The 21,964-nt window shown below is 45.7% G+C and carries 24 protein-coding genes and 1 riboswitch; of the genes, 22 read left to right on the plus strand and 2 right to left on the minus strand.

Annotated features, from left to right (window positions below; translation table 11 throughout):
* Nucleotides 1–119: 119 nt before the first annotated feature.
* The 22 genes from EIZ58_RS10060 to EIZ58_RS10160 all read left to right on the plus strand — a co-directional run bounded on the left by EIZ58_RS10060 (nt 120) and on the right by EIZ58_RS10160 (nt 20,518).
* A complete protein-coding gene (locus tag EIZ58_RS10060) occupies nt 120–1,091 on the plus strand; it encodes an MBL fold metallo-hydrolase (RefSeq protein WP_134700460.1) in 972 nt (323 codons plus the stop codon).
* Between the two features lie 117 nt (nt 1,092–1,208).
* Complete coding sequence (mutL, locus tag EIZ58_RS10065) at nt 1,209–3,089, plus strand: DNA mismatch repair endonuclease MutL (RefSeq protein WP_134700461.1); 1,881 nt, start codon at nt 1,209–1,211, stop codon at nt 3,087–3,089.
* Nucleotides 3,090–3,092: 3 nt separating this feature from the next.
* Entirely contained in the window at nt 3,093–3,884 is a 792-nt protein-coding gene (locus EIZ58_RS10070) for a class I SAM-dependent methyltransferase (RefSeq protein ID WP_134700462.1), read from the plus strand.
* Nucleotides 3,881–4,813 carry a tRNA (adenosine(37)-N6)-dimethylallyltransferase MiaA gene (gene miaA, locus EIZ58_RS10075; protein ID WP_134700464.1) on the plus strand — a complete coding sequence of 311 codons (933 nt, stop codon included), beginning with the start codon at nt 3,881–3,883 and terminating at the stop codon, nt 4,811–4,813. The genes EIZ58_RS10070 and miaA overlap by 4 nt, the downstream gene beginning before the upstream one ends.
* Nucleotides 4,814–4,861: 48 nt before the next feature.
* A complete protein-coding gene (gene hfq, locus EIZ58_RS10080; RefSeq protein WP_129197296.1) occupies nt 4,862–5,095 on the plus strand; it encodes an RNA chaperone Hfq in 234 nt (77 codons plus the stop codon).
* 290 nt (nt 5,096–5,385) lie between these two features.
* A riboswitch (SAM riboswitch) is annotated at nt 5,386–5,495 on the plus strand.
* 137 nt (nt 5,496–5,632) lie between these two features.
* A complete protein-coding gene (locus EIZ58_RS10085) occupies nt 5,633–6,457 on the plus strand; it encodes a MetQ/NlpA family ABC transporter substrate-binding protein (protein ID WP_134700466.1) in 825 nt (274 codons plus the stop codon).
* 80 nt (nt 6,458–6,537) lie between these two features.
* A complete protein-coding gene (locus tag EIZ58_RS10090; protein WP_134700468.1) occupies nt 6,538–7,566 on the plus strand; it encodes a methionine ABC transporter ATP-binding protein in 1,029 nt (342 codons plus the stop codon).
* Nucleotides 7,556–8,218, plus strand: coding sequence for a methionine ABC transporter permease (locus EIZ58_RS10095; RefSeq protein ID WP_134700966.1), 663 nt, complete (start codon nt 7,556–7,558; stop codon nt 8,216–8,218). Before EIZ58_RS10090 ends, EIZ58_RS10095 begins: the two co-directional genes overlap by 11 nt.
* A 15-nt stretch (nt 8,219–8,233) precedes the next feature.
* Nucleotides 8,234–9,406 carry a pyridoxal phosphate-dependent aminotransferase gene (locus EIZ58_RS10100; protein ID WP_134700470.1) on the plus strand — a complete coding sequence of 391 codons (1,173 nt, stop codon included), beginning with the start codon at nt 8,234–8,236 and terminating at the stop codon, nt 9,404–9,406.
* A 1,049-nt stretch (nt 9,407–10,455) separates the two neighbouring features.
* Entirely contained in the window at nt 10,456–10,764 is a 309-nt protein-coding gene (locus tag EIZ58_RS10105; RefSeq protein ID WP_134700472.1) for a DUF4870 domain-containing protein, read from the plus strand.
* A gap of 88 nt (nt 10,765–10,852) precedes the next feature.
* Entirely contained in the window at nt 10,853–11,023 is a 171-nt protein-coding gene (locus EIZ58_RS33235; RefSeq protein ID WP_167577593.1) for a hypothetical protein, read from the plus strand.
* Between the two features lie 146 nt (nt 11,024–11,169).
* A complete protein-coding gene (gene yjbM, locus EIZ58_RS10110) occupies nt 11,170–11,979 on the plus strand; it encodes a GTP diphosphokinase (RefSeq protein WP_134700474.1) in 810 nt (269 codons plus the stop codon).
* Nucleotides 11,980–12,201: 222 nt separating this feature from the next.
* Nucleotides 12,202–13,296 (plus strand): flavodoxin-dependent (E)-4-hydroxy-3-methylbut-2-enyl-diphosphate synthase, encoded by a 1,095-nt coding sequence (ispG, locus tag EIZ58_RS10115; RefSeq protein WP_134700476.1) that lies wholly within the window; start codon nt 12,202–12,204, stop codon nt 13,294–13,296.
* Between the two features lie 11 nt (nt 13,297–13,307).
* Nucleotides 13,308–13,562, plus strand: coding sequence for a YqkE family protein (locus EIZ58_RS10120; protein ID WP_134700478.1), 255 nt, complete (start codon nt 13,308–13,310; stop codon nt 13,560–13,562).
* Between the two features lie 65 nt (nt 13,563–13,627).
* Nucleotides 13,628–14,860 carry a C39 family peptidase gene (locus EIZ58_RS10125; RefSeq protein WP_167577594.1) on the plus strand — a complete coding sequence of 411 codons (1,233 nt, stop codon included), beginning with the start codon at nt 13,628–13,630 and terminating at the stop codon, nt 14,858–14,860.
* Between the two features lie 41 nt (nt 14,861–14,901).
* Nucleotides 14,902–15,087: a hypothetical protein gene (locus EIZ58_RS10130; RefSeq protein WP_134700482.1), complete on the plus strand. Its 186-nt coding sequence runs from the start codon at nt 14,902–14,904 to the stop codon at nt 15,085–15,087.
* On the plus strand, nt 15,081–15,704 hold the full coding sequence (locus EIZ58_RS10135; protein WP_134700484.1) for a cyclodeaminase/cyclohydrolase family protein: 624 nt from the start codon (nt 15,081–15,083) through the stop codon (nt 15,702–15,704). The genes EIZ58_RS10130 and EIZ58_RS10135 overlap by 7 nt, the downstream gene beginning before the upstream one ends.
* Nucleotides 15,697–16,404 carry an HAD family hydrolase gene (locus tag EIZ58_RS10140; RefSeq protein ID WP_134700485.1) on the plus strand — a complete coding sequence of 236 codons (708 nt, stop codon included), beginning with the start codon at nt 15,697–15,699 and terminating at the stop codon, nt 16,402–16,404. Before EIZ58_RS10135 ends, EIZ58_RS10140 begins: the two co-directional genes overlap by 8 nt.
* 58 nt (nt 16,405–16,462) lie before the next feature.
* Nucleotides 16,463–18,604, plus strand: coding sequence for a type IA DNA topoisomerase (locus tag EIZ58_RS10145; RefSeq protein WP_134700487.1), 2,142 nt, complete (start codon nt 16,463–16,465; stop codon nt 18,602–18,604).
* A 3-nt stretch (nt 18,605–18,607) separates the two neighbouring features.
* The gene (locus EIZ58_RS10150; protein ID WP_134700489.1) at nt 18,608–19,414 is read left to right on the plus strand and encodes an NAD kinase; all 807 of its coding nucleotides are present in this window, start codon (nt 18,608–18,610) and stop codon (nt 19,412–19,414) included.
* Nucleotides 19,415–19,575: 161 nt separating this feature from the next.
* Nucleotides 19,576–19,983 (plus strand): adenosylmethionine decarboxylase, encoded by a 408-nt coding sequence (gene speD, locus EIZ58_RS10155; RefSeq protein WP_134700491.1) that lies wholly within the window; start codon nt 19,576–19,578, stop codon nt 19,981–19,983.
* Nucleotides 19,984–20,104: 121 nt separating this feature from the next.
* Nucleotides 20,105–20,518, plus strand: a complete 414-nt coding sequence (locus EIZ58_RS10160; RefSeq protein WP_167577595.1) for a hypothetical protein — start codon at nt 20,105–20,107, stop codon at nt 20,516–20,518.
* Between the two features lie 157 nt (nt 20,519–20,675).
* Here EIZ58_RS10160 and EIZ58_RS10165 read toward each other — a convergent pair whose 3' ends face one another.
* Nucleotides 20,676–20,873 (minus strand): HTH domain-containing protein, encoded by a 198-nt coding sequence (locus EIZ58_RS10165; protein ID WP_134700495.1) that lies wholly within the window; start codon nt 20,871–20,873, stop codon nt 20,676–20,678.
* Complete coding sequence (locus EIZ58_RS10170) at nt 20,870–21,964, minus strand: MGDG synthase family glycosyltransferase (RefSeq protein ID WP_134700497.1); 1,095 nt, start codon at nt 21,962–21,964, stop codon at nt 20,870–20,872. Before EIZ58_RS10170 ends, EIZ58_RS10165 begins: the two co-directional genes overlap by 4 nt.

The raw sequence follows: 21,964 nt of genomic DNA on the forward strand, positions 1-21,964 counted from the left end.
TTCCTTGACGGAAGGGGAAATACACTACTATATAATTTCCCAAGGCAATAATGGGATAAATATGGTATAATATACTAAATGAATGATTATTCAGTCATTTAGACAATGGAGGTGATCACATGGTAACGCTAAGTAAGAAGGAACGTCTGGAGCAAATTATCATCCCCACTCCGTTTGCCGTCGGGGATGTCAATGTCTATTTGCTCATGGGGGATGCTGTATCTTTAGTCGATGTTGGCCCGAACACGCCTGAGGCTTGGGTTGCTCTGGAGAGGGGGCTGGCAGCCCATGGATTGACTCCAGGAGATATAGATCAGATACTGCTCACTCATCATCATATTGACCACTATGGTCTTGCTTCTAGGATTCAGGAGATCAAAGGAGCAAGGCTTTATTGCCATCCTTTAAGCGAGATGTTTGTTCGACGGGATGAAGAAAAGTTAAAACGTGCAGTGGACTACTTTGAACAATTATATTTGCTCCATGGCGTTCCCGAGCGCGTGGCAAGTCAAGCCATTGGGCATAAGAAGCTGTACGATGATTTCGGATCAACGGCCGAGATCCATGGCTGGTTAAAGGGAGGAGAGGGCCTACCCGGACACGAAGAGTGGGAGATCTATCACATGCCTGGACATTCTCAGGATCATCTCTGCTTCTATGAGCGGGACCAAAAAATCCTGTTAGGCGGGGACCATTTGATTAAACATATCTCGTCTAATGCGATTCTCGAAGCACCCCAAGCAGATGTAGAACGCCCGAAAACTCTGATTCAGTATCGCGATTCGCTGAAAAAATGTCTACGTATGGACATAGAGAAGGTTTATTCTGGTCACGGTGAACCGATCGAAGAAGTATCTTCGCTGATTGAGAACCGTCTAGAGCGTCAGGAACAAAGAGCAGATGCTATCCTTGACTTGATGCAGCGAGGAGAAAAAACAGCTTGGGAAATCTCGATCGCGATGTTTGGCGAGCGTCTCAAGGAGGAGATGTCTCTCATTCTTTCCGAAGTGATTGGACATCTGGATCTTCTTCTCGAGCAAGGAAGAGTGCAGACGATCCAACGGGACCAACGGCTATATTACCAAGGATAAAGGAACCTAAAACTGGTTCCTTTTTTTCACTTATCAGAAAGTATAATACGCATAAGGCTTTCGTTAGTAGCCTTCTTAGTTTCTGTGATATGATAAGGCTAGAAAGAAGGTGTTACTGTGGGGGTCATCCAAGTATTAGACGACCGGTTAGCCAATATGATTGCTGCGGGTGAAGTGGTGGAAAGACCAGCCTCCGTAGTAAAAGAACTAGTAGAAAATGCAATTGATGCAGGGAGTACGCGGGTGGAGGTACATATTCAAGAAGGCGGACTTCAGGAAATCTTGATTATAGATAATGGGAGCGGAATGTCTAGCGAGGATTGCCACCTCTGCTTTGAACGTCATGCGACGAGTAAAATTAAACGAGAAAGAGACCTATTCCAAATTGCTACCTTAGGCTTCCGGGGGGAAGCCTTGCCTAGTATCGCAGCCGTCAGCCGATTGGAATTAAAGAGTTGTCACCATGCCGGTCAGGCAGGCACGAAAGTCGTGATGGAAGGCGGAAAAATCCAATCGGTTGAAACCATCGCTCATTCGAGAGGGACGGAAATTCGAGTCCGAGAGCTGTTTTATAATACACCTGCTCGACTAAAATACTTGAAAAGCATTCAGACCGAGCTCGGCCATATTTCTGATTACATGAATCGCTTGGCTTTTTCTTATCCTGATATATCTTTTCTGCTGGTTAATGAGGGCAAAACCGTTTTTCAGACGTATGGCGACGGCCAGCTGCTTCATGTTATTGCTTCGGTATACGGCATGGGAGTAGCGAAGGAGATGCTGCCCATTGGGGCTGAGAACCTCGATTTCAAGCTAGAAGGCTATCTGGGCAACCCTCAGCTCACTCGTGCCAATCGCTCGTATATTTCGCTGCTTATCAACGGCAGATATGTCCGCAATCCAGCTCTAAACGGGGCGATACTCCGCGGCTACCACACGCTTTTGCCCATCAATCGTTACCCGATTGCTGTCCTGAATATCAAAATGGAACCCTCTCTGTTGGATGTGAATGTCCACCCCTCTAAGCTGGAGGTTCGGCTTAGCAAGGAGCAAGAGCTGCTTACGTGGGTGGAAGGGAAGGTTAAAGAGGTATTAGGAGGCCAACGGCTCATCCCGGAACCGGCAAAAACGCAAACCACCGAAGCGACGATCCAGACTAGACTTGATTTAAGCCGGCCTGCGGTTCGTCCGCAGATACAAGCCGATCCAACGGGCTCGGTGCCCCGAAGTCAGCCCTATGTGTATGAGCAAAGCGTGTCGGAGACGACGGAACGCTATACAGACTGGTTCTTAAAACAGGCAGAGGAGCCCAAAAAAGAACAGCTGTTACGTCCCGTCGAGGAAAAAGAAACTTCAACTCCAGCTCCAGTTCCTGTTCCTGTTCCTGTTCAACCCGAACAGCCACCCCGTCCAGAGGTTCCGGAATTCTATCCGCTTGCCCAGCTGCACGGAACTTATATTCTAGCTCAGAGTGAAGAAGGGCTCTATATCATCGACCAGCATGCTGCTCAGGAACGAATATGGTATGAGTATTTTTTGGCTAGACTGAATGAAGAAGAAGTGGAGATGCAAGAGCTCTTGTTTCCCTTATCCATCGACTTGTCGCTCAAAGAGGTGAAGCAGGTCCAAGAGAAAATGGAGTGGTTCAAAGAGATTGGTCTTGAGCTAGAGCCTTTCGGAGCTCAAACCTTTCTTGTGCGCGCTTGCCCTCGCTGGTTCGTAGCGGGGGAAGAAGAGGCTTTAATCCATGAAATGGTGGACATGATCGTTTCCGGTGAATCGAAAATTAATACCCTAAAACTGCGGGAGAAAGCAGCTATTATGATGTCTTGCAAAGCGGCAATTAAAGCCAACCGACATCTTAATCATCAGGAAATGGAAGGTTTGCTGGACAAGCTGCGAATAACAGACTCTCCTTATACTTGTCCGCATGGCAGGCCGATCATTATCCACTTTTCCAAATATGAGATTGAAAAAATGTTTAAGCGAGTGATGTAACGGATGATGGTGGTAACCACGGCACAAAAGGAAAATGAAGAACTGATCCATCAAGCGATCCATTGGGCGCACCTGACTAACGGCCGTGTAGTTTCACGGCGGGGCAGATCGATTGAAGCCATTTATCATGAAGAAGCCACCGAGGAATGTCTAGTCGTAACCCAAGAGCGTATTCTTTGGTATGTGAAGGGGACGAAGCAGCCGTTTTTTTTTCATCCCGGCATGTCTAGCGTTCGTATAAAGAGGTTACTAGCAGGCGATAATGATATAATGATTCAAATGTGCCAAATTCAACCAGGAGATTCGTGGTTGGATTGTACCATGGGTCTTGGCTCAGATTCCATCGTTGCCTCATATAGGGTAGGGCCTAAGGGCAAGGTTGTAGGTGTGGAGTCTGAATCCACGGTTGCTCTATTGGTTCGAGAAGGGCTAAAAACGGTAGCGGAATATCAGGAGCTTGATGAAGCAGCGAGAAGAGTGGAAGTGGTGTGCAAGGAGCATGAAGTCTTCCTCAAGGAGCTGCCAGATAAATGCTTCGACGTCGTTTACTTTGATCCGATGTTTCGCGCGGGCATCCAGGAATCCGATGCCTTAAAGGTTCTGCGTCATTATGCGAACCCAGCTGCCATTAGCCAAGAGGCTATCAAACAAGCTAGAAGGGTGGCCCGACGCCGCATTGTTTTAAAGGAGCGCAAGAGCAGCGGGGAGTTTGAGCGGTTAGGCTTCAAAGTAGAACGCAAGGAAAGCAAAGAAGTTGCCTATGGGATCCTCGATCTTGAGGGGGATGGAGCATGAAGGAAAAGCTCTTGGTTATAGTTGGTCCAACCGCTGTCGGTAAGACGGCATTAAGTATTGATCTCGCCAAACAGCTGAATGGAGAAATCATCTCGGGTGATTCCATGCAAGTGTATAGAAGAATGGACATCGGTACAGCAAAGATTACGCCAGATGAGATGGAGTCCATACCACACTATCTAATTGATATTTTAGATCCGGATCAACCGTATTCTGTTGCGGAATTCCAGCGAGAAGCCAAAAGCTTAATCGCGACGATCAATGCTAGAGAAAAGCTTCCTATGATTGTAGGCGGGACAGGTCTTTATATTCAATCGGTCATTTATGAATATCAATTTTCTGAGGCACCAAAAGACGAAGCCTTAAGACTCAAATGGGAAGAATTTGCCCATGTTCATGGAAAAGAGGCGCTACATCTTCGATTGCAGGAAGTTGACCCCATTACCGCCGAGCGTCTCCATACGAATGATGTGAAGCGAGTGATACGCGCCCTGGAAATCTATCAGCTCACCGGCAAGCCAATGGCAGAATTTCAGAAGCGATCTCCGGAATCACCCTATCAGCTGTGCCTGTTAGGATTAACGATGGAGCGATCTCTCTTGTATGAGAGAATTAATCATCGGGTAGATGTCATGATGAGTCAAGGTCTTGTACAAGAAGTCGAAAGTCTTCTGAATAACGGTTATCCTGGCAGTTTGACTTCCATGCAGGGAATAGGCTATAAAGAAGTGGTTCAATATCTTGAAGGAAAAATTCCGTTAGAGGAAGCGGTTGAACTCATTAAGAAGAACAGCCGAAATTTTGCTAAACGGCAATTGACTTGGTTCAGGTCCATGAAGGATATCCATTGGCTTGATATGACCAATGCAGGGGATAGGCTGTCGCTTGTCGAAAATATTCGAACCTTTGTAGCAGGAAAGATGTGCTAAGAGCACGAATATAATTTCTAAGATATAAATAGAGGAGGTAAACCCCCAATGGCAAATTCCATTAATATTCAGGATACGTTTCTTAACCACTTAAGAAAGGAAAATGTTCCAGTTACCATATATCTTGTAAATGGATTTCAATTAAGAGGTTTGATTCGAGCTTTTGATAACTTTACTATAGTTATTGATAGCGATGGGAAGCAGCAGCTCGTCTATAAGCATGCGATTTCGACGTTCTTGCCGCAACGACCTGTTTCTTTAATGCCAGATAATCAAGAGTAGTTCCAAGTTGAGAGGGCGCCCATTAGTGGAAGCCCTCTTTTTTGTTTTGCTAGCTGGAAAATACCGGAGGCAATTCCGATTATTTTGCCCTCTTTCCCAAAACATTTAATTTTTCAACTATATTGTATTTATGAGCCTATCTTGACAGTCTTACCAAAACGTAATATTCTCATATAGGTTAATTCACTTTAACATCCACATGACGACTACAGCATTAGTTGTTGACAGGAATTTAAAAGGATGGTAAAGTAACTGTAATAATAAATCAGACAATTCTTATCGGAATTGTCGCCTTATCAAGAGAGGTGGAGGGACTGGCCCGATGAAACCCGGCAGCGGATCTTCTAGGAGAAGATGCTGTGCCAATTCCACAGGACGGAACAGTCCTGGTAGATAAGAGCGTAACCGTGACCTTTACACGTCGAACCTCTTCTCTCGAAGAGGTTTTTTATTTGTCAGAACCCAAGGGCCCTGGTCATGACGATAAAAAGGTTCGTTCTCCTAATTACTACAAACATAAAAGGGGAGTACAGAAAAATGAAAAAATGGACAAAAGTAGTAACAACTTCTATTCTAGCAATATCTTTGCTTGCGGGATGCGGCACTTCAGGAGATAAGGCTACCGAAGCTAGCGACGCGAATGGAGCAAAGATTAAAGTTGGAGTTACTGCAGGACCGCATGAAGAAATCGTGGAAAAAGTAAAGGAAGTTGCAGCGAAAGACGGATTAGAAATCGAAATCGTATCCTTTAACGACTACGTTCAACCAAACAAAGTGCTTGCCGAGGGGCAATTGGATGCGAATATTTTCCAGCATGAGCCATACCTTGAGAGATTTAAGACAGACCATAACCTAGATTTGATCAAAGTTGCCAACACCATCAATTTCCCAATGGGGATCTACTCCACTAAGGTTAAAGATGTTCAAGAGATTGCGGATGGAGCCGAGGTTGGATTGCCTAATGACCCAACTAATGGAGCGCGCGCTCTTCAATTGTTTGAGCTAGCTGGATTGATTAAGCTAAAAGAAGGGGTTGGCGTAAAGGCCACCATTCATGACATCGCTGAAAATCCTAAAAATCTAAAGTTTAAAGAACTAGAAGCAGCATTTATCCCTAAAGCTCTTGATGACTTAGCCGCAGCTGCGATCAATACGAACTTTGCAATGGAACACGGCTATAACCCAACAAATGATTCCATCTTCATCGAGCCAAAGGATTCTCCATGGGTAAACTTGATTGCCGTTCGTACAGAAGACAAGGATCGCGCGGAAATCGCGCAGCTGGTAAAAGCTTACCAGTCTGATGAAGTAAAACAATTTATTGAAGAACAATTCCAAGGCTCTGTCGTGCCAGGTTGGTAATGTTTAGGAAGAGTGGCCTCCTTACTGGAGGTCCTTCTTTTGTTTGGTTTTGAAATTTGAAGACGGGAGGTTTTAGCTTCATGATTAAACTCAAAAACTTATATAAAACCTACGATCAAGCGGGACGGCAAGTTGAGGCCGTTAAGAATGTAAATATCGAAATTCAAAAAGGCGAAATCTTTGGCGTGATTGGATATAGTGGGGCAGGAAAAAGCAGCCTTATTCGATGCGTAAACCTTTTAGAGACTCCTACCTCTGGTTCCGTGGTCGTGAATGGAGTGGAGCTGACAGGTCTTGCGGAGAAGCCTTTGCGGGAAGCGCGCCGAAAGATCGGGATGATTTTCCAGCACTTTAACCTTTTATCCTCGAGTACGGTATTCGAAAATGTTGCGTCTCCTCTAAGACTCGTGAATGCCCCGAAGAAGGAAATAGAGAAGAAAGTGACGGACTTGCTTCAGTTGGTGGGATTAGCGGATAAAGGGAGCTTTTACCCTTCCCAATTGTCTGGAGGGCAAAAGCAAAGGGTCGCTATCGCTCGCGCCCTAGCGAATGATCCGGAAATTTTGCTATGCGATGAAGCCACCTCCGCATTGGATCCCCAAACCACGGACTCGATCTTAGATCTCTTGCTTGATATTAATCAAAAGCTTCGCATCACGATCATGCTCATCACGCATGAGATGCACGTCATAAAGAAAATTTGTGATCGGGTAGCGGTAATGGAAAACGGTCATGTGATCGAGCAAGGAAGTGTGTTGGACATTTTCTCTAAACCACAAACGCAAACGACACGTAATTTTATTAAAAATATCTTTGATATCAATTTACCGGAAAGCCTGCAGCTTAAATTCCAACGGGAAAGAGCAAATGGGGAATTGATCCGTGTGTCTTTTATCGGTGAAGACACAACAGAGCCGTTTTTTGCAGAGCTCGCGACACGCTTTCCTTTGCGTCCCAACATACTGTTTGGGAATATTACACAGATTAAGGATACGACTTTTGGTAGCCTCATCCTCAAGTTAAACGGGGAAGCGGCAGTGATTCGAGAAGCCATTGAGTATCTACAAGCAGAAGGCTTAACGGTGGAGGTGCTGCATGATGTTGACTAGCTTGTTTGACCGAAGTAGTCTATATTTAACGTCGATCGTGGAAACCTGGTGGATGGTATTCTATGCCCTGTCCATCTCCACCTTGATTGGATTGCCTTTAGGAGTATTGCTTGTCGTTACCCGACCGAAGCATATCTATGAGAATACGATTGTTTACAATGTGTTGAATGTCGTGATTAATATTCTTCGTTCCATACCTTTTATTATCCTAATGGTAGCGATTATTCCGTTTACCAAGCTGATTGTGGGTACTTCCATTGGGGTAAAAGGAGCGATTGTACCGCTTGTGGTCTATACAGCTCCTTATATCGCGCGATTAATAGAACAAGCTCTGCTTGAAGTAGATGCGGGAGTCATTGAGGCGTTTAAAGCGATGGGAGCCAGCCGCGGCCAAATTATCTGGCGCGTGATGGTCAGAGAAGCGAGACCCGCCATTACCCTTAGCTTAACGATTGCCACGATCGGGCTTATTGGCGCAACCGCCATGGCAGGGGTAATTGGTGCAGGGGGACTTGGAGATTTAGCGATTCGTTATGGGTATCAGCGTTGGGAACTCGACGTCATGTTTTGGACGGTAGTCCTTCTTGTCATCATTGTGCAAGGAGTTCAGTCCATCGGAAACTACGTTGCCAAGCGACTCCGTAAAAATTAAGAGGAGCATGATAGGATGAAAATCGAATCAGCGGACATCATGAAAGGTTTGCCTACGCAATTCTTCGCCACACTCGTTGCTAAGGTGGGTCAGGCCGTTAAAGCCGGACATGATATTATCAATTTAGGGCAAGGGAACCCTGACCAGCCTACCCCTGCTCATATTGTAGAGGAAATGCAAAGGGCGGTAGCCAATCCTACGCATCATAAATATTCTCCTTTTCAAGGGAGAAGGGAATTAAAAGAAGCAATGGCTCATTGGTACCTTCAGGAGCATGGTGTGGAGTTAGATCCGGAGCAGGAGGTCGCCATCGTATTTGGAGGAAAGACAGGCCTCATTGAAGTTTGCCAGGTGTTATTAAATCCTGGAGACGTCTGCTTAGTTCCGGATCCGGGCTATCCGGACTATTGGTCTGGCGTAGCCTTAACCGGGGCCGAAATGTCGTTTATGCCCCTTCGAGAGTCTGCAGATTATCTTCCAGACTTTCATGAAATTTCGCAAGACCATCTGAACAAAGCGAAGCTGATGTTTTTGAACTATCCGAATAACCCTACCTCGGCAACAGCTCCTCTTTCCTTCTTCGAGGAAACGGTTCGATTTGCTGAGAAGCATGGGGTCGTGGTTTGCCATGATTTCGCCTATGGGGCCATCGGATTCGACGGAAACAAGCCAATCAGCTTCCTGCAGGCTCCTGGAGCCAAGGAAGTCGGCGTCGAGGTTTATACTTTATCGAAGACGTATAACATGGCCGGCTGGAGAGTAGGGTTCGTGGTAGGGAATCGCGAGATCGTTCGCCTCGTGAACCTCCTGCAGGATCACCTGTTTGTGAGCTTATTCGGTGCCGTACAGATGGCGGGAGCCCATGCTTTAACGGCTCCTCAGGATTGCGTCCGACAACTGGTGTCAACGTACGAAAGCCGACGGAATGTATTTTTTGAGGGATTGAAGGAAATCGGCTGGAAAGCACAGCCTCCTAGAGGATCGTTTTTTTCCTGGCTGCCGGTTCCCAATGGCTACACCTCCGTTTCCTTTGCGGACAAGCTGCTTGAAGAAGCACATATCGTAGTCGCTCCTGGAAAAGGCTTCGGATCCTATGGCGAAGGATATGTCCGAGTCGGTCTGCTCACCGACGAAGAGCGCTTGAAGGAAGCTGTGGCACGGCTGGACAGGTTAAATTTATTCAAGTAGTGGAAAAAACTTGCTCAAACACCGGGGATGGTGGGGCAAGTTTTTTTGTTTGATGCCCTGATGTGCGCCTCGGCAGGCCTGGAGGGCATCAAAGAATGGTTTTGGTGCCCGGATGCACGCCTCAGGCGGCCTGGAGGGCATCAAACGAGGGTTTTGGTGCCCAGATCCTGGCCTCGGGCGGCTTGGAGGGCATCAAAGAATGGTTTTGGTGCCCGGATGCACGCCTCAGGCGGCCTGGAGGGCATCAAAGAGTGGTTTTGGTGCCCAGATCAGGGCCTCGGGCGGCTTGGAGGGCATCAAAGAATGGTTTTGGTGCCCGGATGCACGCCTCAGGCGGCCTGGAGGGCATCAAAGAGTGGTTTTGGTGCCCAGATCAGGGCCTCGGGCGGCTTGGAGGGCATCAAAGAATGGTTTTGGTGCCCGGATGCACGCCTCAGGCGGCCTGGAGGGCATCAAAGAGTGGTTTTGGTGCCCAGATCAGGGCCTCGGGCGGCTTGGAGGGCATCAAAGAATGGTTTTGGTGCCCGGATGCACGCCTCAGGCGGCCTGGAGGGCATCAAAGAGTGGTTTTGGTGCCCAGATCAGGGCCTCGGGCGGCTTGGAGGGCATCAAAGAATGGTTTTGGTGCCCGGATGCACGCCTCAGGCGGCCTGGAGGGCATCAAAGAGTGGTTTTGGTGCCCAGATCAGGGCCTCGGGCGGCTTGGAGGGCATCAAAGAATGGTTTTGGTGCCCGGATGCACGCCTCAGGCGGCCTGGAGGGCATCAAAGAGTGGTTTTGGTGCCCAGATCCGGGCTTTGGTAGGCCTGGAGGGCATCAAACGAGGGTTTTGGTGCCCAGATCCGGGCCTCGGCAGGCCTGGAGGGCATCAATCGACAGCTTTGATTCCCAGATCCGAGCCTTGAGCGGCCTGGGGGGCACCAACTGTGCCCATTCTGGGTTCGCACTCGCCCCGCTCTCCCACACCTATTTCTTCACCACAAGCGAAACTATTTTGCGATCTTCATCGTAAATATAAAAGAGAACCAATGAAAGGAGGCCTATACATCTTGGATAGAAAAGGGTCTTTTATTGTGATACATGCCAGTGCTTTTTTTGCTCCTATTCTTGTACCTGTTATCTTTATGTTGATTACGAAAGATCACGAAGTTAAGGATTTTGCCATCCAAGCACTTTTGTTCCATATTCTGCTGAGCTTCTGCATTTTTATTTCGTTCGTGCTATCCTTCGTATTAATCGGGATTCCGCTATTAATTTTCTTTGGAATTGTTGGGATATGGTACCCCATTAAAGGAATTATTTATGCGGCTAAAGATGAGCCTTTCGGATACCCCATTGTGGCCAAATGGGTGTCCTAGTGTGAAAAAAAGTGTCAAGTTTTCCATCCATAGTGCATATAGATATAAAGGTTAAAAACAAGGAATAGGTAATATGGAGGGATTCGACATGTACTTAGGCGTATTCGATCTCAAGCAGCGACTCGAACATACTAGGAAATTATTGAAAGACAAAATCCGCTTAAAGGAGTTGCTAGACGAAGATATAAAAGAACTGGAACAATCTGTTAAAGATATAGAAGATATGATGAGCAGATGCGACAAACCGGTTCTTGTATAATGAACGAATGGAGGCCTCTCGGTTAAGTTGAGAGGCCTCATAACTTTCTTATCCCGAAGAAATCCTGTAAAATAGATTCGGAAGCATTAGCATGATTTCCCTCGTTTGATGGATGGGAGGGAAAAACTCTGGCAGGAGGAATCGGAGTGAGTAATCGTGACTGGGACAAATTTTTGATACCGTACGAACAAGCGGTAGAAGAATTAAAAATAAAGTTTAAAGGAATCCGAAAGGAATATAAAAAAAGAGAAGAATATTCACCCGTCGAATTTGTTACAGGCAGGGTCAAGCGAATCTCCAGCATCTTTTCAAAAGCGAAGCGCTTGAATGTCCCCATGGAAAATATTGAGACGGGCATTGAAGATATAGCCGGTATTCGTGTGATGTGCCAATTTGTAGACGACATCGAAAAAGTGAAGGAATTGATCTTACTAAGGAAAGATATGGAATTTCTTTATGAAAAAGACTATGTAAACAACCAAAAGGACAGTGGCTACCGCAGTCATCATATCATTGTAAGATATCCTGTCCAAACCTCACTTGGCCCTAAAGAAATCTTGGCTGAGATCCAGATCCGTACGCTAGCCATGAATTTCTGGGCGACCATTGAGCATTCTCTTAATTATAAATATGAACAAAACATTCCCCCTCATATTCGCAAGCGGCTAGTCAAGGCTGCCGAGGCTGCCCACGAGCTGGATCAGGAAATGTCACTTATCCGTGAAGAGGTCAAAGAGGCCCAGCAGGAGTTTGAAACGAAGTCTCAAATGGTGAGCAATATTTTACGAGACATTCAGAGGCTATACACATATGGCAAGGTAACGGAAGCCGACCGCTTCTACCAAAGCTTCAAAGAGCTATGGGAATTTGGTCAAATCTCGCAGCTCAGCCATTTAGGGGAACGAATTCGGCTAGCTATCGAAAGCGCAGTAGCGGATCCTGAAGGGACGGTATAAACCGTTCCTTTTTTCAAATAAAAATCTCCTCAGGAGCTGAGGAGAAAAAACAAAGGTTATGAGGTAAACTTATTATATCATAAACATCTGTATTTTGACAGAATTTTTTTAAAAATTAAAAAAGAGTTTATGCCCCCTGTGGGGTGAAAAACAATATCGACATATTGCCCAGATTGTTTACAATATAAGTAGACCTTTATCCAGTAAAAAAGGAGTTATGTCATGTACCATAGAACGCAAACGAAGCCAATCAAGGTGGGGAATCTCACGATTGGCGGAAGTAATCAAGTCGTCATTCAGAGTATGACTACTACCAAAACGGCGGACGTAAAGTCTACCGTGGAGCAAATTCTTCGACTTGAAGAAGCAGGTTGCCAGGTTGTACGTGTTACGGTAAATAATATGGAAGCTGCGGAAGCGATCCGCGAAATTAAAAAGCAAATTCACATCCCACTTGTGGCAGATATACATTTTGATCATAAGCTGGCTCTCAAGGCGATTGAGAATGGCATTGATAAAGTAAGAATCAACCCTGGGAATATTGGGAAAAGGGAAAAAGTAGAGGAAGTCGTTAAGGCTTGTAAAGAGAGAGGCGTTCCCATTCGAATTGGAGTGAATGCTGGATCTCTAGAAAAGCACCTTCTAGATAAATATGGATATCCTACTGCGGACGCCATGGTCGAGAGCGCTCTGCATCATATTCAGATTCTCGAAGATCTTGATTTCCATGATATCATTGTTTCCCTGAAGGCTTCCGATGTACCCTTAGCGATTGAGGCATATACCAAGGCCTCCGCGGCTTTTTCTTATCCGCTGCACTTGGGAATCACCGAGGCGGGCACTATCTTTTCAGGAACCGTAAAAAGTGCGGCTGGACTAGGCGCTTTACTCGCTCAAGGCATCGGGTCTACCATCCGGATTTCGCTTAGTGCGGACCCGGTGGAAGAAATTAAGGTTTGTCGCGAACTGTTAAAGACTTTCGGACTAGCGGCCAACGCTGCTACCCTAATCTCTTGTCCGACTTGCGGACGAATTGAGATTGATTTAATTTCCGTCGCCAATGAAATTGAGGACTATATCAGTAAGGTTAAAGCTCCGATTAAAGTGGCCGTGCTTGGATGTGCGGTCAATGGCCCAGGAGAGGCGAGGGAAGCCGATATTGGGATCGCGGGTGCGCGCGGAGAGGGCCTTCTTTTCCGACACGGGGAAATTGTTAGAAAAATACCGGAACAAGAACTTGTGGCAGAGCTTAAAAAAGAGATTGATGCCTTAGCCGAGCAGTATCAACTCACTGGAGAATTGCCGCGTAAGCATTAGTGGAGGGCGCTATGAAGAAAAAACCAACACCTAAACCAACATCTAAACCCAAAGAGGCTGATAAAGGCTTAAGCCTAGGAGACTTCCTAAGCAGTGAAATGGCCGAGCAGTTAAAGCAAATCAAGAAAGACAAGGAACAGGAAATTCAGAAACAGAAAGAAGAAGAAGCGGCGCGCAAGCAATTTGAAGCCAAGCAAAGAGAGAAAAACAAGTCCTTTGAGGAGCTGTTGAACGAATCTCGAATGGACTGGAAGAAATACAAATAAGTTCAACATAAATGAACCGACCTCAGTGCAAAATAGGAAATATTTATGCACTGGGGGTTTTGGTGTTGTATTGGATCAGATTACTGGCCATCATGATGGCCATTTCGGTGTGGAGCGGGACGTCTATCCCCGCTCTAGCAGCTTCGTCTGTCTACGACGTCTATCAAGGAGAAAAGCTACTGAAACGATTTGACAATAAACTGTCGGCGATTACCTACGCAAAAAAGTGGGGTCACGCTTCTGTACGGCAAGAAGGAAACTGGGTTTGGAATAATTATCCCTACCAAGTGTATCAGTATAATAAGAAACTCAAAGAATTTGACCATTATGCGCAAGCGGTTCGCTATGCCCGGAAGTGGGATCATGCTGCCATCGTGAAAATGCCGGGTCCGATGCGGGTGTGGGATAACTACCCTTATGAAGTGTTCCAGTACAACAAAAAGCTGAAGTCGTTTCAAAAAGCGAAGGAAGCCGTACGGTATGCTAAAGACCATCCAGGCTCAGTGGTGAGGCAAGAAGGGCAAATGGAGCCTGTTTTTCTAACCGGCCAGCCCTTTCATGTCTATCAAAACCAAAAGTTTTTAAAAGGATTTACTCACTTAAAAGATGCTATTCCTTATGCGCGCCGCTGGGAGCACAGCCGAGTGGTCCGGGAAAAAGACCGGAGGACGATCTGGGAGTTTAAGGATTCCGTCAAGGGCTATTCCTTACTGGATGTTCCCCTGATCCGACAAAACCCTGAATTGCCGAGGGGATGTGAAGTCACTACGCTGGCGATGCTCCTTCATTATGCAGGTAAGCCTGTTGATAAAATGGCACTTGCTGAACAGGTCATCAAGGATTCCACCCCTGTCAAGAAGAAGGGAAACCAGATCATCTCATGGGGAGATCCTGAGCTTGGCTTCGTCGGAAATATGTATGACATGGACAAACCAGGGTTTGGGGTTTACCATGAGCCCTTGACTGTGCTGGCCAACCAGTACCTGAAAGGCAATGCCTTGGACCTTACAGGAGGAGAGTTTCAAGATGTTTTGCGTTTCCTGGAAAAAGGAGTGCCCGTGCTGACCATTATCAACTCTCGTTTTCGGCCCGTGCAGGATTGGGTCACATGGAGAGGACCCCAGGGAGTTGTTCGGGCCACTTTTAGGGAACATGCGGTACTGCTTGTAGGGTATGATCATCGCTATGTATATATTAATGATCCGCTAAGAGGGTATAAGAATCGAAAGGTAAGCCGGTTTCAGTTTGAAAAAGGATGGATACAGATGGGGAGACAAGCGGTCACCTATATGAATTAACCTCTGACTGTTGGAATACTATTCAAGTAGGAGGGATGGCCATGCTTGTTCAATTGATTTCAGCGGTAACGTTTTTATCTTTCGTCTTTCTTTGGATCATTGATGGATTCAAGGGACAGGTTAGAAAGTTTGAGCAGGATATTGCAGGAGCTTCCTATTTGGATCGGCTCAATAAAGAAAAATATCTCGAGGAAGTAGGCTATAATGTCATGAATGATCCATGGTAGCACCGTATGAGCTTTCCATTCATGAATACTTGCGTCAGCTCGGCTCGGATGCCCCTACCCCTGGTGGAGGAAGTACATCTGCCGTCGTGGCCTCTCTAGGGGCTGCGATGGCCCTGATGGCCGCCAATATAACCCTGCGTTCAAGAAAAGAAGAACCCAACATTCAAGCCTTAGTGAAGGCCTTTCAACCGATAACGGAAGGTTTCGAACAGCAATGTTTAGAAGATATCTATTCTTTCCAAGAAGTGATGGACACGCTTCGGAAAAAAGCAGGAGAAGAGCTCCTTCAAACCGCAATCCAAAAAGCAGCCGAGGCTCCTTTAGAAATCGCTAGGTTATGTCTGAAAGCTCTAGAACTTTGCGAACAATTGGCGCCTTTGATACAGAAAAATGTAGCAAGTGACTTGGGTTGTGCTATTCTCTTTCTTCGTTCGGCTTGTGAAGGCTCTTTATTGACCATGAAGATCAACCTGAGGTATCTTACGGATCCAGAGCTTGTCCAATCGCTTCTTAAGGAAAAGGAAAGGCTGGAGTTAGCTTGCCGGGAACAGGTGAACCGAACGATGGGCAGGGTGGAGGACAAGCTGAAAAAGATAAGGGGGACAAGCCATGTATAAGGTTGTATTTTTAGACTTGGATAATACGCTGTTCAGTTTTGACAATATGTATGAAAAAGTTTCCCAGCAAGCTCTCCAGCACGTCATAGGCCTTAATCAGCTAGGGATCTCATTTGATGTGTTTTATGATCAGTTTCGAAGCATAGCGGATCAGCTTTACTTTGAGGTGGAAAAAGGTCAACGCAGCATGGACAGCTATCGGGATGAACGGTGGATCCGGACCTTTAAGAGCTTCCAGATTCCCGTAGATCATGATATGATGAATCAGTTGAATAAATTTATTATCTCTAACTATCTCGAGTTTGTGGAGCCCTACGAGGGCGCTAAAGAGTTTTTAGGGCTTCTACAGGAACGATACCGAGTCGGTTTAATTACAAACGGTGCTGTTGACATGCAAAGAGCCAAGCTGGAACGCATGAATATGCTTCCTTTTTTTGAAGAGAAGCTGATTGTGATTTCGGAAGAGGTGGGAGTGAGTAAGCCGGATCCCGGTATATTTCATTCCGCTTTGACTTCCGCTGGAATATCTCCTACTGAGGCCGTTCATTTTGGAGACTCGATTCATCATGATATTAAAGGGGCAAACTTGGTTGGGATGTCATCCGCTTTAATTCATACGGAAGTATCAGACCAGCAACTTCCTACCTATCGTTTTCAAGATTTTTTTGATGCGACAAAGGGATTTTTAAATGAAAGATAGAATGAATAAAGTGCGCCTTCGCGCGCTTTTTTTAGTCTTAAAGGAGAGGAGTTCTGTATTGAAAACCCTAATTATAGCCGAAAAACCCTCCATGGGGCGTACGATTGCAAGTGTCGTGGAGCCGAAAGGAAAAAATCATAAAACCTATATCGAAGGGCAAAACTTTATTATTACTTGGGCTATTGGACATCTCGTGGAGTTGGCTGAGCCGGATAAATATGACATGAAATACAAGAAGTGGAATTTAACTGACCTTCCTATTATTCCTCAAGCCTTTAAACTTGTCCCCAATTACAAAACTCGCGACCAGCTTAAGACCATTAGCGAGCTATCCAAACAATGCCGAGAAATCATTAACGCATGCGATGCAGGAAGAGAAGGACAGCTCATCTTTTATTTTATCCGCAAGCATTTAGGCTTGAAGCAAGCTGTCAAAAGGCTATGGATTTCGGATCTGACACCTGAAACCATTCGGCGAGGCTTCCAGAATTTGAAGGATGAAGAAGAATACACGAATTTGACAAGGGCTGCCCGCTCGAGGAGTGAGGCCGATTGGTTAGTAGGGATGAATGGGTCTAGGGCCTTTACGATTCAAGGAAAGACCCTTGTTTCCGTTGGAAGAGTACAAACCCCGGTGCTTGCGCTGATTTATGATCGACAAAAGGAAATTGAGGAGTTTAAGCCCGCGAAATATTATGAAGTGGAAGCCCAGTTTATCCAAGGAGCGCAGGGATATAAGGGGAAATGGATGGGCGAGAAATTGGTCGATCCAACGCAGGCCCAAGCGTTGGCGGATAAAGTTCGCGGGAAAATGGGCCGCATTGCAAAATACGAAAAAAAGCATACGAAGGATTATGCTCCTAAGCTTTATGATTTGACGCTCCTACAAAGGGAGGCAAATGCGAAGCTTCATTATTCGGCTAAGAAGACGCTGGACCTGGCGCAATCGCTTTATGAAAAGCATAAGGTCATCAGTTACCCAAGAACGAACAGCAATTACGTGACAGAAGAAAATATTCCGGATATGCACAGAGCCCTCGAAGCACTTAGGGGTACACCTTATGAGGAATGGGTTCGGGGAGCGGATAAAAGCTTGGTTCATAAAGGAAATCGAAGCATTTGTAATCCGTCTAAGGTGGAGGATCACCATGCGATCCTGCCCACCAATAAGAAACCAGGCAAGCTGACTCCTGATGAGCAAAAGCTGTATGATCTGATCGTGCGCAGGTTTTTGGCTCAATTCTACCCTGCTGCCGAATATTGGACACATCTCATTCAGACAGAGGTAGAGCAGGAACGTTTTAAGACTCAGATGAAGCAGTTGATCAGCTTGGGATGGAAGGTGGTCTATCCCGACTCGAGTAGCAAGAAAAAATCAAAAGAGGAGCCAGAGGAGATCGAGGAGACGAAAGAGGCCTTTGAGATTATGTCTTCCGAGCCGGTGAGATGCAAGGGAGCGAAGTGCATGGAAAAGGAGACGACGGCTCCCTCCCTGTATACAGAAGGAACCCTGCTGAAGGCCATGGAGAGCGCTGGAAAGCGGATTGAGGATGAAGAGCTAAGAGAAGCGATGAAGGATGCGGGACTCGGAACCCCAGCTACGCGTGCTTCTGTTATTGAACGTCTGAAGAAGGTCGGGTATATTGAGTTGTCAGGTAAAAAATTAACCTTAACGGACAAAGGGAGAAGTACAATCGAATGGATCCGCGAGATTGGCATCGATCTCCTGACCTCCCCTGAGATGACAGGGCAATGGGAGAGGCGTTTAAGCCAAATTGCGAAAGGACAAGCCTCGGACGCCAGCTTTCTCGAACAAGTAAAAAAGCTAGCCCATGTGATCGTAGAAAAAGTTCGACAGCAGCCGGCACCTGTTGCCACACGGGTTCGGGCCTCAGAAGGACCCCGAGAGCTTGCCAAGTGCCCGAGAGAGGGCTGTGAGGGCGGAGTCATTATCGAGGGGCATAAGGGCTTTGGCTGCTCGCAATACAAGCAGGGCTGTACGTTCGTCATCTGGAAAAACAGCTTTGGCAAGAAGCTGTCCTCCAGCATGGTCCAGACCTTGATCAATAAGGGCCAGACGAATAAGCTCAAGTTTAAGAGCAAAGCTGGACATCCATATGAAGCCAAACTTGTATTAAAAAATCGAAATACGGGAGAATTAGAACTAGAATTCATTAATCATAAGAGGGCGGAGAGGTAAAGCATGAATTTTGCGGTGGTGAGCAGAGGCGATGAGATCTCTGAAGCAAAAAAAAAGCAGGCAATAGAGCATCTACAAGATCATGGCTACACCTATCATGAGGAATCCCCCGATACGGTCATTGCCATTGGTGGAGACGGAACCGTTTTGCAAGCTTTTCATACGTATAAACAGAGGTTAGAAAAAACTGCTTTTATTGCTTATAATACGGGTCATCTTGGTTTTTACTCGGATTGGGATACCGTAGAATCCTTACTTGAAGCAGTCGTGGACAACAGCTTAATCATGGTAGAGTATCCCTTAGTCGAAGCGGTGATGGAGGAAGAGGGGGTTTCTAAGACATATCTTGCTCTCAATGACGTAACCATTAAAGGGGTAAAGGGTTCAGTTCAAATTGATGTACACTTGAACCAGTACCACTTTGAGTCGTTTAAGGGAGACGGCTTATGCATTTCAAGCCCATCGGGCAGCACAGGTTATAACAAGAGCTTAGGAGGAGCAATCGTGCACCCGTCCCTGGAGATGATTCAGCTCAGCGAGATGGCTTCCATCAACAACCGCGTATATCGTACCATTGGGTCTTCCCTCGTGATTCCGAAGCATCATGAACTCACGTTGGTTCCTAAGGCCGATGCCTATATGGTTTCGGTCGATCATGAATCATTCCAGCCTGATACCATTTGTCGCATGAAATGTTCCGTTGCCAAACAGCGAATTCGATTCCTAAGGTCTAGGTCTTTTCCATTTTGGAATCGGGTAAAAGAGGCGTTTATCTCCTTAAATGATTGTGAACCTAGAGGAACTCGATGAAAAAAAGGCTTGCGTCATGGGGCGATACATGTTATTTTATTCATTGTTGATACAGAATAGGAACCAGGATTCACTCAAGGAAATTCTCCTCGATGAAAGTGAATGGCGTAGGTCCTAGCGATATCGTTTAACTATAATATGCTAGGAGGGGGGACCGAAAGATGGAATACTCAACTTTCGGAAGACATGTTGCAATTGATACTTGGGGTGTAGACTTTGATTTACTAAACAATGCAGAACTGCTACAGCATCATATGGTAGAAGCTGCAGAGGCTTGTGGAGCTACGGTGTTATCTGTGCAATCCAAGCAATTTGATCCACAAGGGGCTACTGTTCTGGTTCTTTTGTCTGAGAGTCATCTCTCAATTCACACTTATCCTGAGAGAGGTTTTGCTGCTCTTGACTGTTATACTTGCGGTGAAACCGTAGATCCTGAAGTTGCCATTGAATATTTGGTTAAGATTCTAAAGCCAGAAAAGGCGTATGCGCGTAAGATCATCCGTGGACTTGGTGAGATGGAAGTTGTTACCCCTGATTTGGTGAAGGAAGCTGTACCTGTAATAAAGTAATGATCCAGCCACCTTGTATAGGTGGCTTTTCCAATAGTTACTTGCATCCAATTGGATCAAGGTATGATACAATACTACCTAATAAGAGGACCTCTTCAACGAATTCTGAATTCTTAATAGAATGGGACGTGATGAAGTGAATCACATCTTTCTAATGTCTGAAAGTCCTGAAGCTCAGCTGAAGACTAACATCATTGCTGGCGAAGAGTGGGTCGAAGTTCGCAAATGCATCAGTGATGATTGCATTGGCTGGTCAAAGAATCTTGATATGGAAGTATGTCCATTTTGCAGTGGCACGATGGTCATCACCCAGAAGAAGACACCCCAAATTCAGGCTGTTAACTCATGCCGTAACTGCTTTTATCTGGTGAAATCAGAAAACCTATGTATGAAAAAGGAAAAGAAGCTTTCCTTCCACGCAAGCGATCACTCCGAAGACTGTTCCTCTTATAAAATGGAACGAAGAGCTACGAAAAGAGAGCGTACAGAGAAGGAACGGTTCCTGGAAAACTGGAAAGAAAAAGCGGCAAATTAACGATAGAGTAGAAGAAGAACATAACGTTCTTCTTTTTTTGTTCATGTTTTAAAGCGTTTACATTTTGGTTTCAATAGATTATAATAAAATGGTCGAGTGTTTTAGTGTTTTTACATCCTTAATTGTCCCTAGCGTAAACCGCTAGGGACTTTTTTTCCTAAATAACCGCCCACTTGCCTCTTCCAGTATTCTTTACAAGATTGTTATACTCTAACGTCTTTAAATCCCTCTGAATGGTTCGTGCATTATATCCAAATTCTTCTGCTAACTCCGTAGAATGAACATCGTTCCCTTTCTGTTTCAGATAGTAGTAGATTGACTTAATACGGGTTACCATGCGTTCATTTGGATTCAACTCACAACGCCTCCTTTGGAAGTTAAGAATTCGATAAGAGGATACAAGCTTCTGGGTTGAGTGGATTGCTTGTAAGCTCTTATGTTACCCTGAAGAATATGAAGTTGTTGGGGATTGCTAATGACTTCTTTCAATGTGAGCCAGAATGAAGATGATAAGGGCTGCATGGCCAATCCTTGCTGCAAGAGAAACTGCACATTTTCGGCTTCTTGACCCGAAAGGCTGGGTCCAAGGATAATAGGAAGCTCTTTTTGAATAGCCTCAGAACAGGTAACTCCGCCCGCCTTGGTAATGATGAGATCGGCAGCATCCATTAGCAAAGAAATATCCTCTGTGTATTTAAAGAGCCTTACATAGTCCAACCCGCCTAAGCTGGTGGACAAGGATCCAAAAAGTTCATCATTGTGGCCTGCTACAAAAATCCATTGAATAGAAGGGTCCTTAGGAATATTGTGGATCCAATTCATTTTTTTATGAATGCCTTGACTGCCGCCCATCCATAAGGCGACGGGTCGATTCGCATCCAGGTTGAGGATAGATCGAGCTTCTTTCTTATTAGACTTCAGGTGAAAGGCGGGCATCACAGGAATTCCTGTGGGCAAGGTACAGTGCTGCCTGCTTATCCATTCTGGAATGCTCGTACTTGGTGTACAGAGGATATCCCAGTCAGCCAACGACCAGCTAGGATGCACGTGGAAATCGGTCGTGACCCCGATGAGAGGGATGTTCACTCCCCTTTTCTTAAATGCGCTAATGGCTGCTGCTGGAAAAGGATGTGTTGCAATGATGATGTCTGGATTATGTTGCAGTAAAAGTACAGATAGTTTAGTAAAGTAAATTTTCTGATATATAAAGGGTATCACATTACTCTCAGAAAGTGAACTCGAATATAATTTTTTCCAGATCCACGGAGCTTTTTGAATGGTGAGCAAATAATTTTTGGTAAGCTGGCTAGTGAGTTTGGGGTGCAGAAAATAGCCCATTTCGTAAATAGAGCATTGCCACCCATTCAGGGAAGCTGCGACTGCTCTAGCCACTCGGGTATGGCCGCCGCCAAAGGCTTCTGAAAGGATCAGTGCTTTTCCTCTCAT

Source organism: Ammoniphilus sp. YIM 78166 (assembly GCF_004522215.1).
Classification (GTDB): Bacteria; Bacillota; Bacilli; order Aneurinibacillales; family RAOX-1; genus YIM-78166.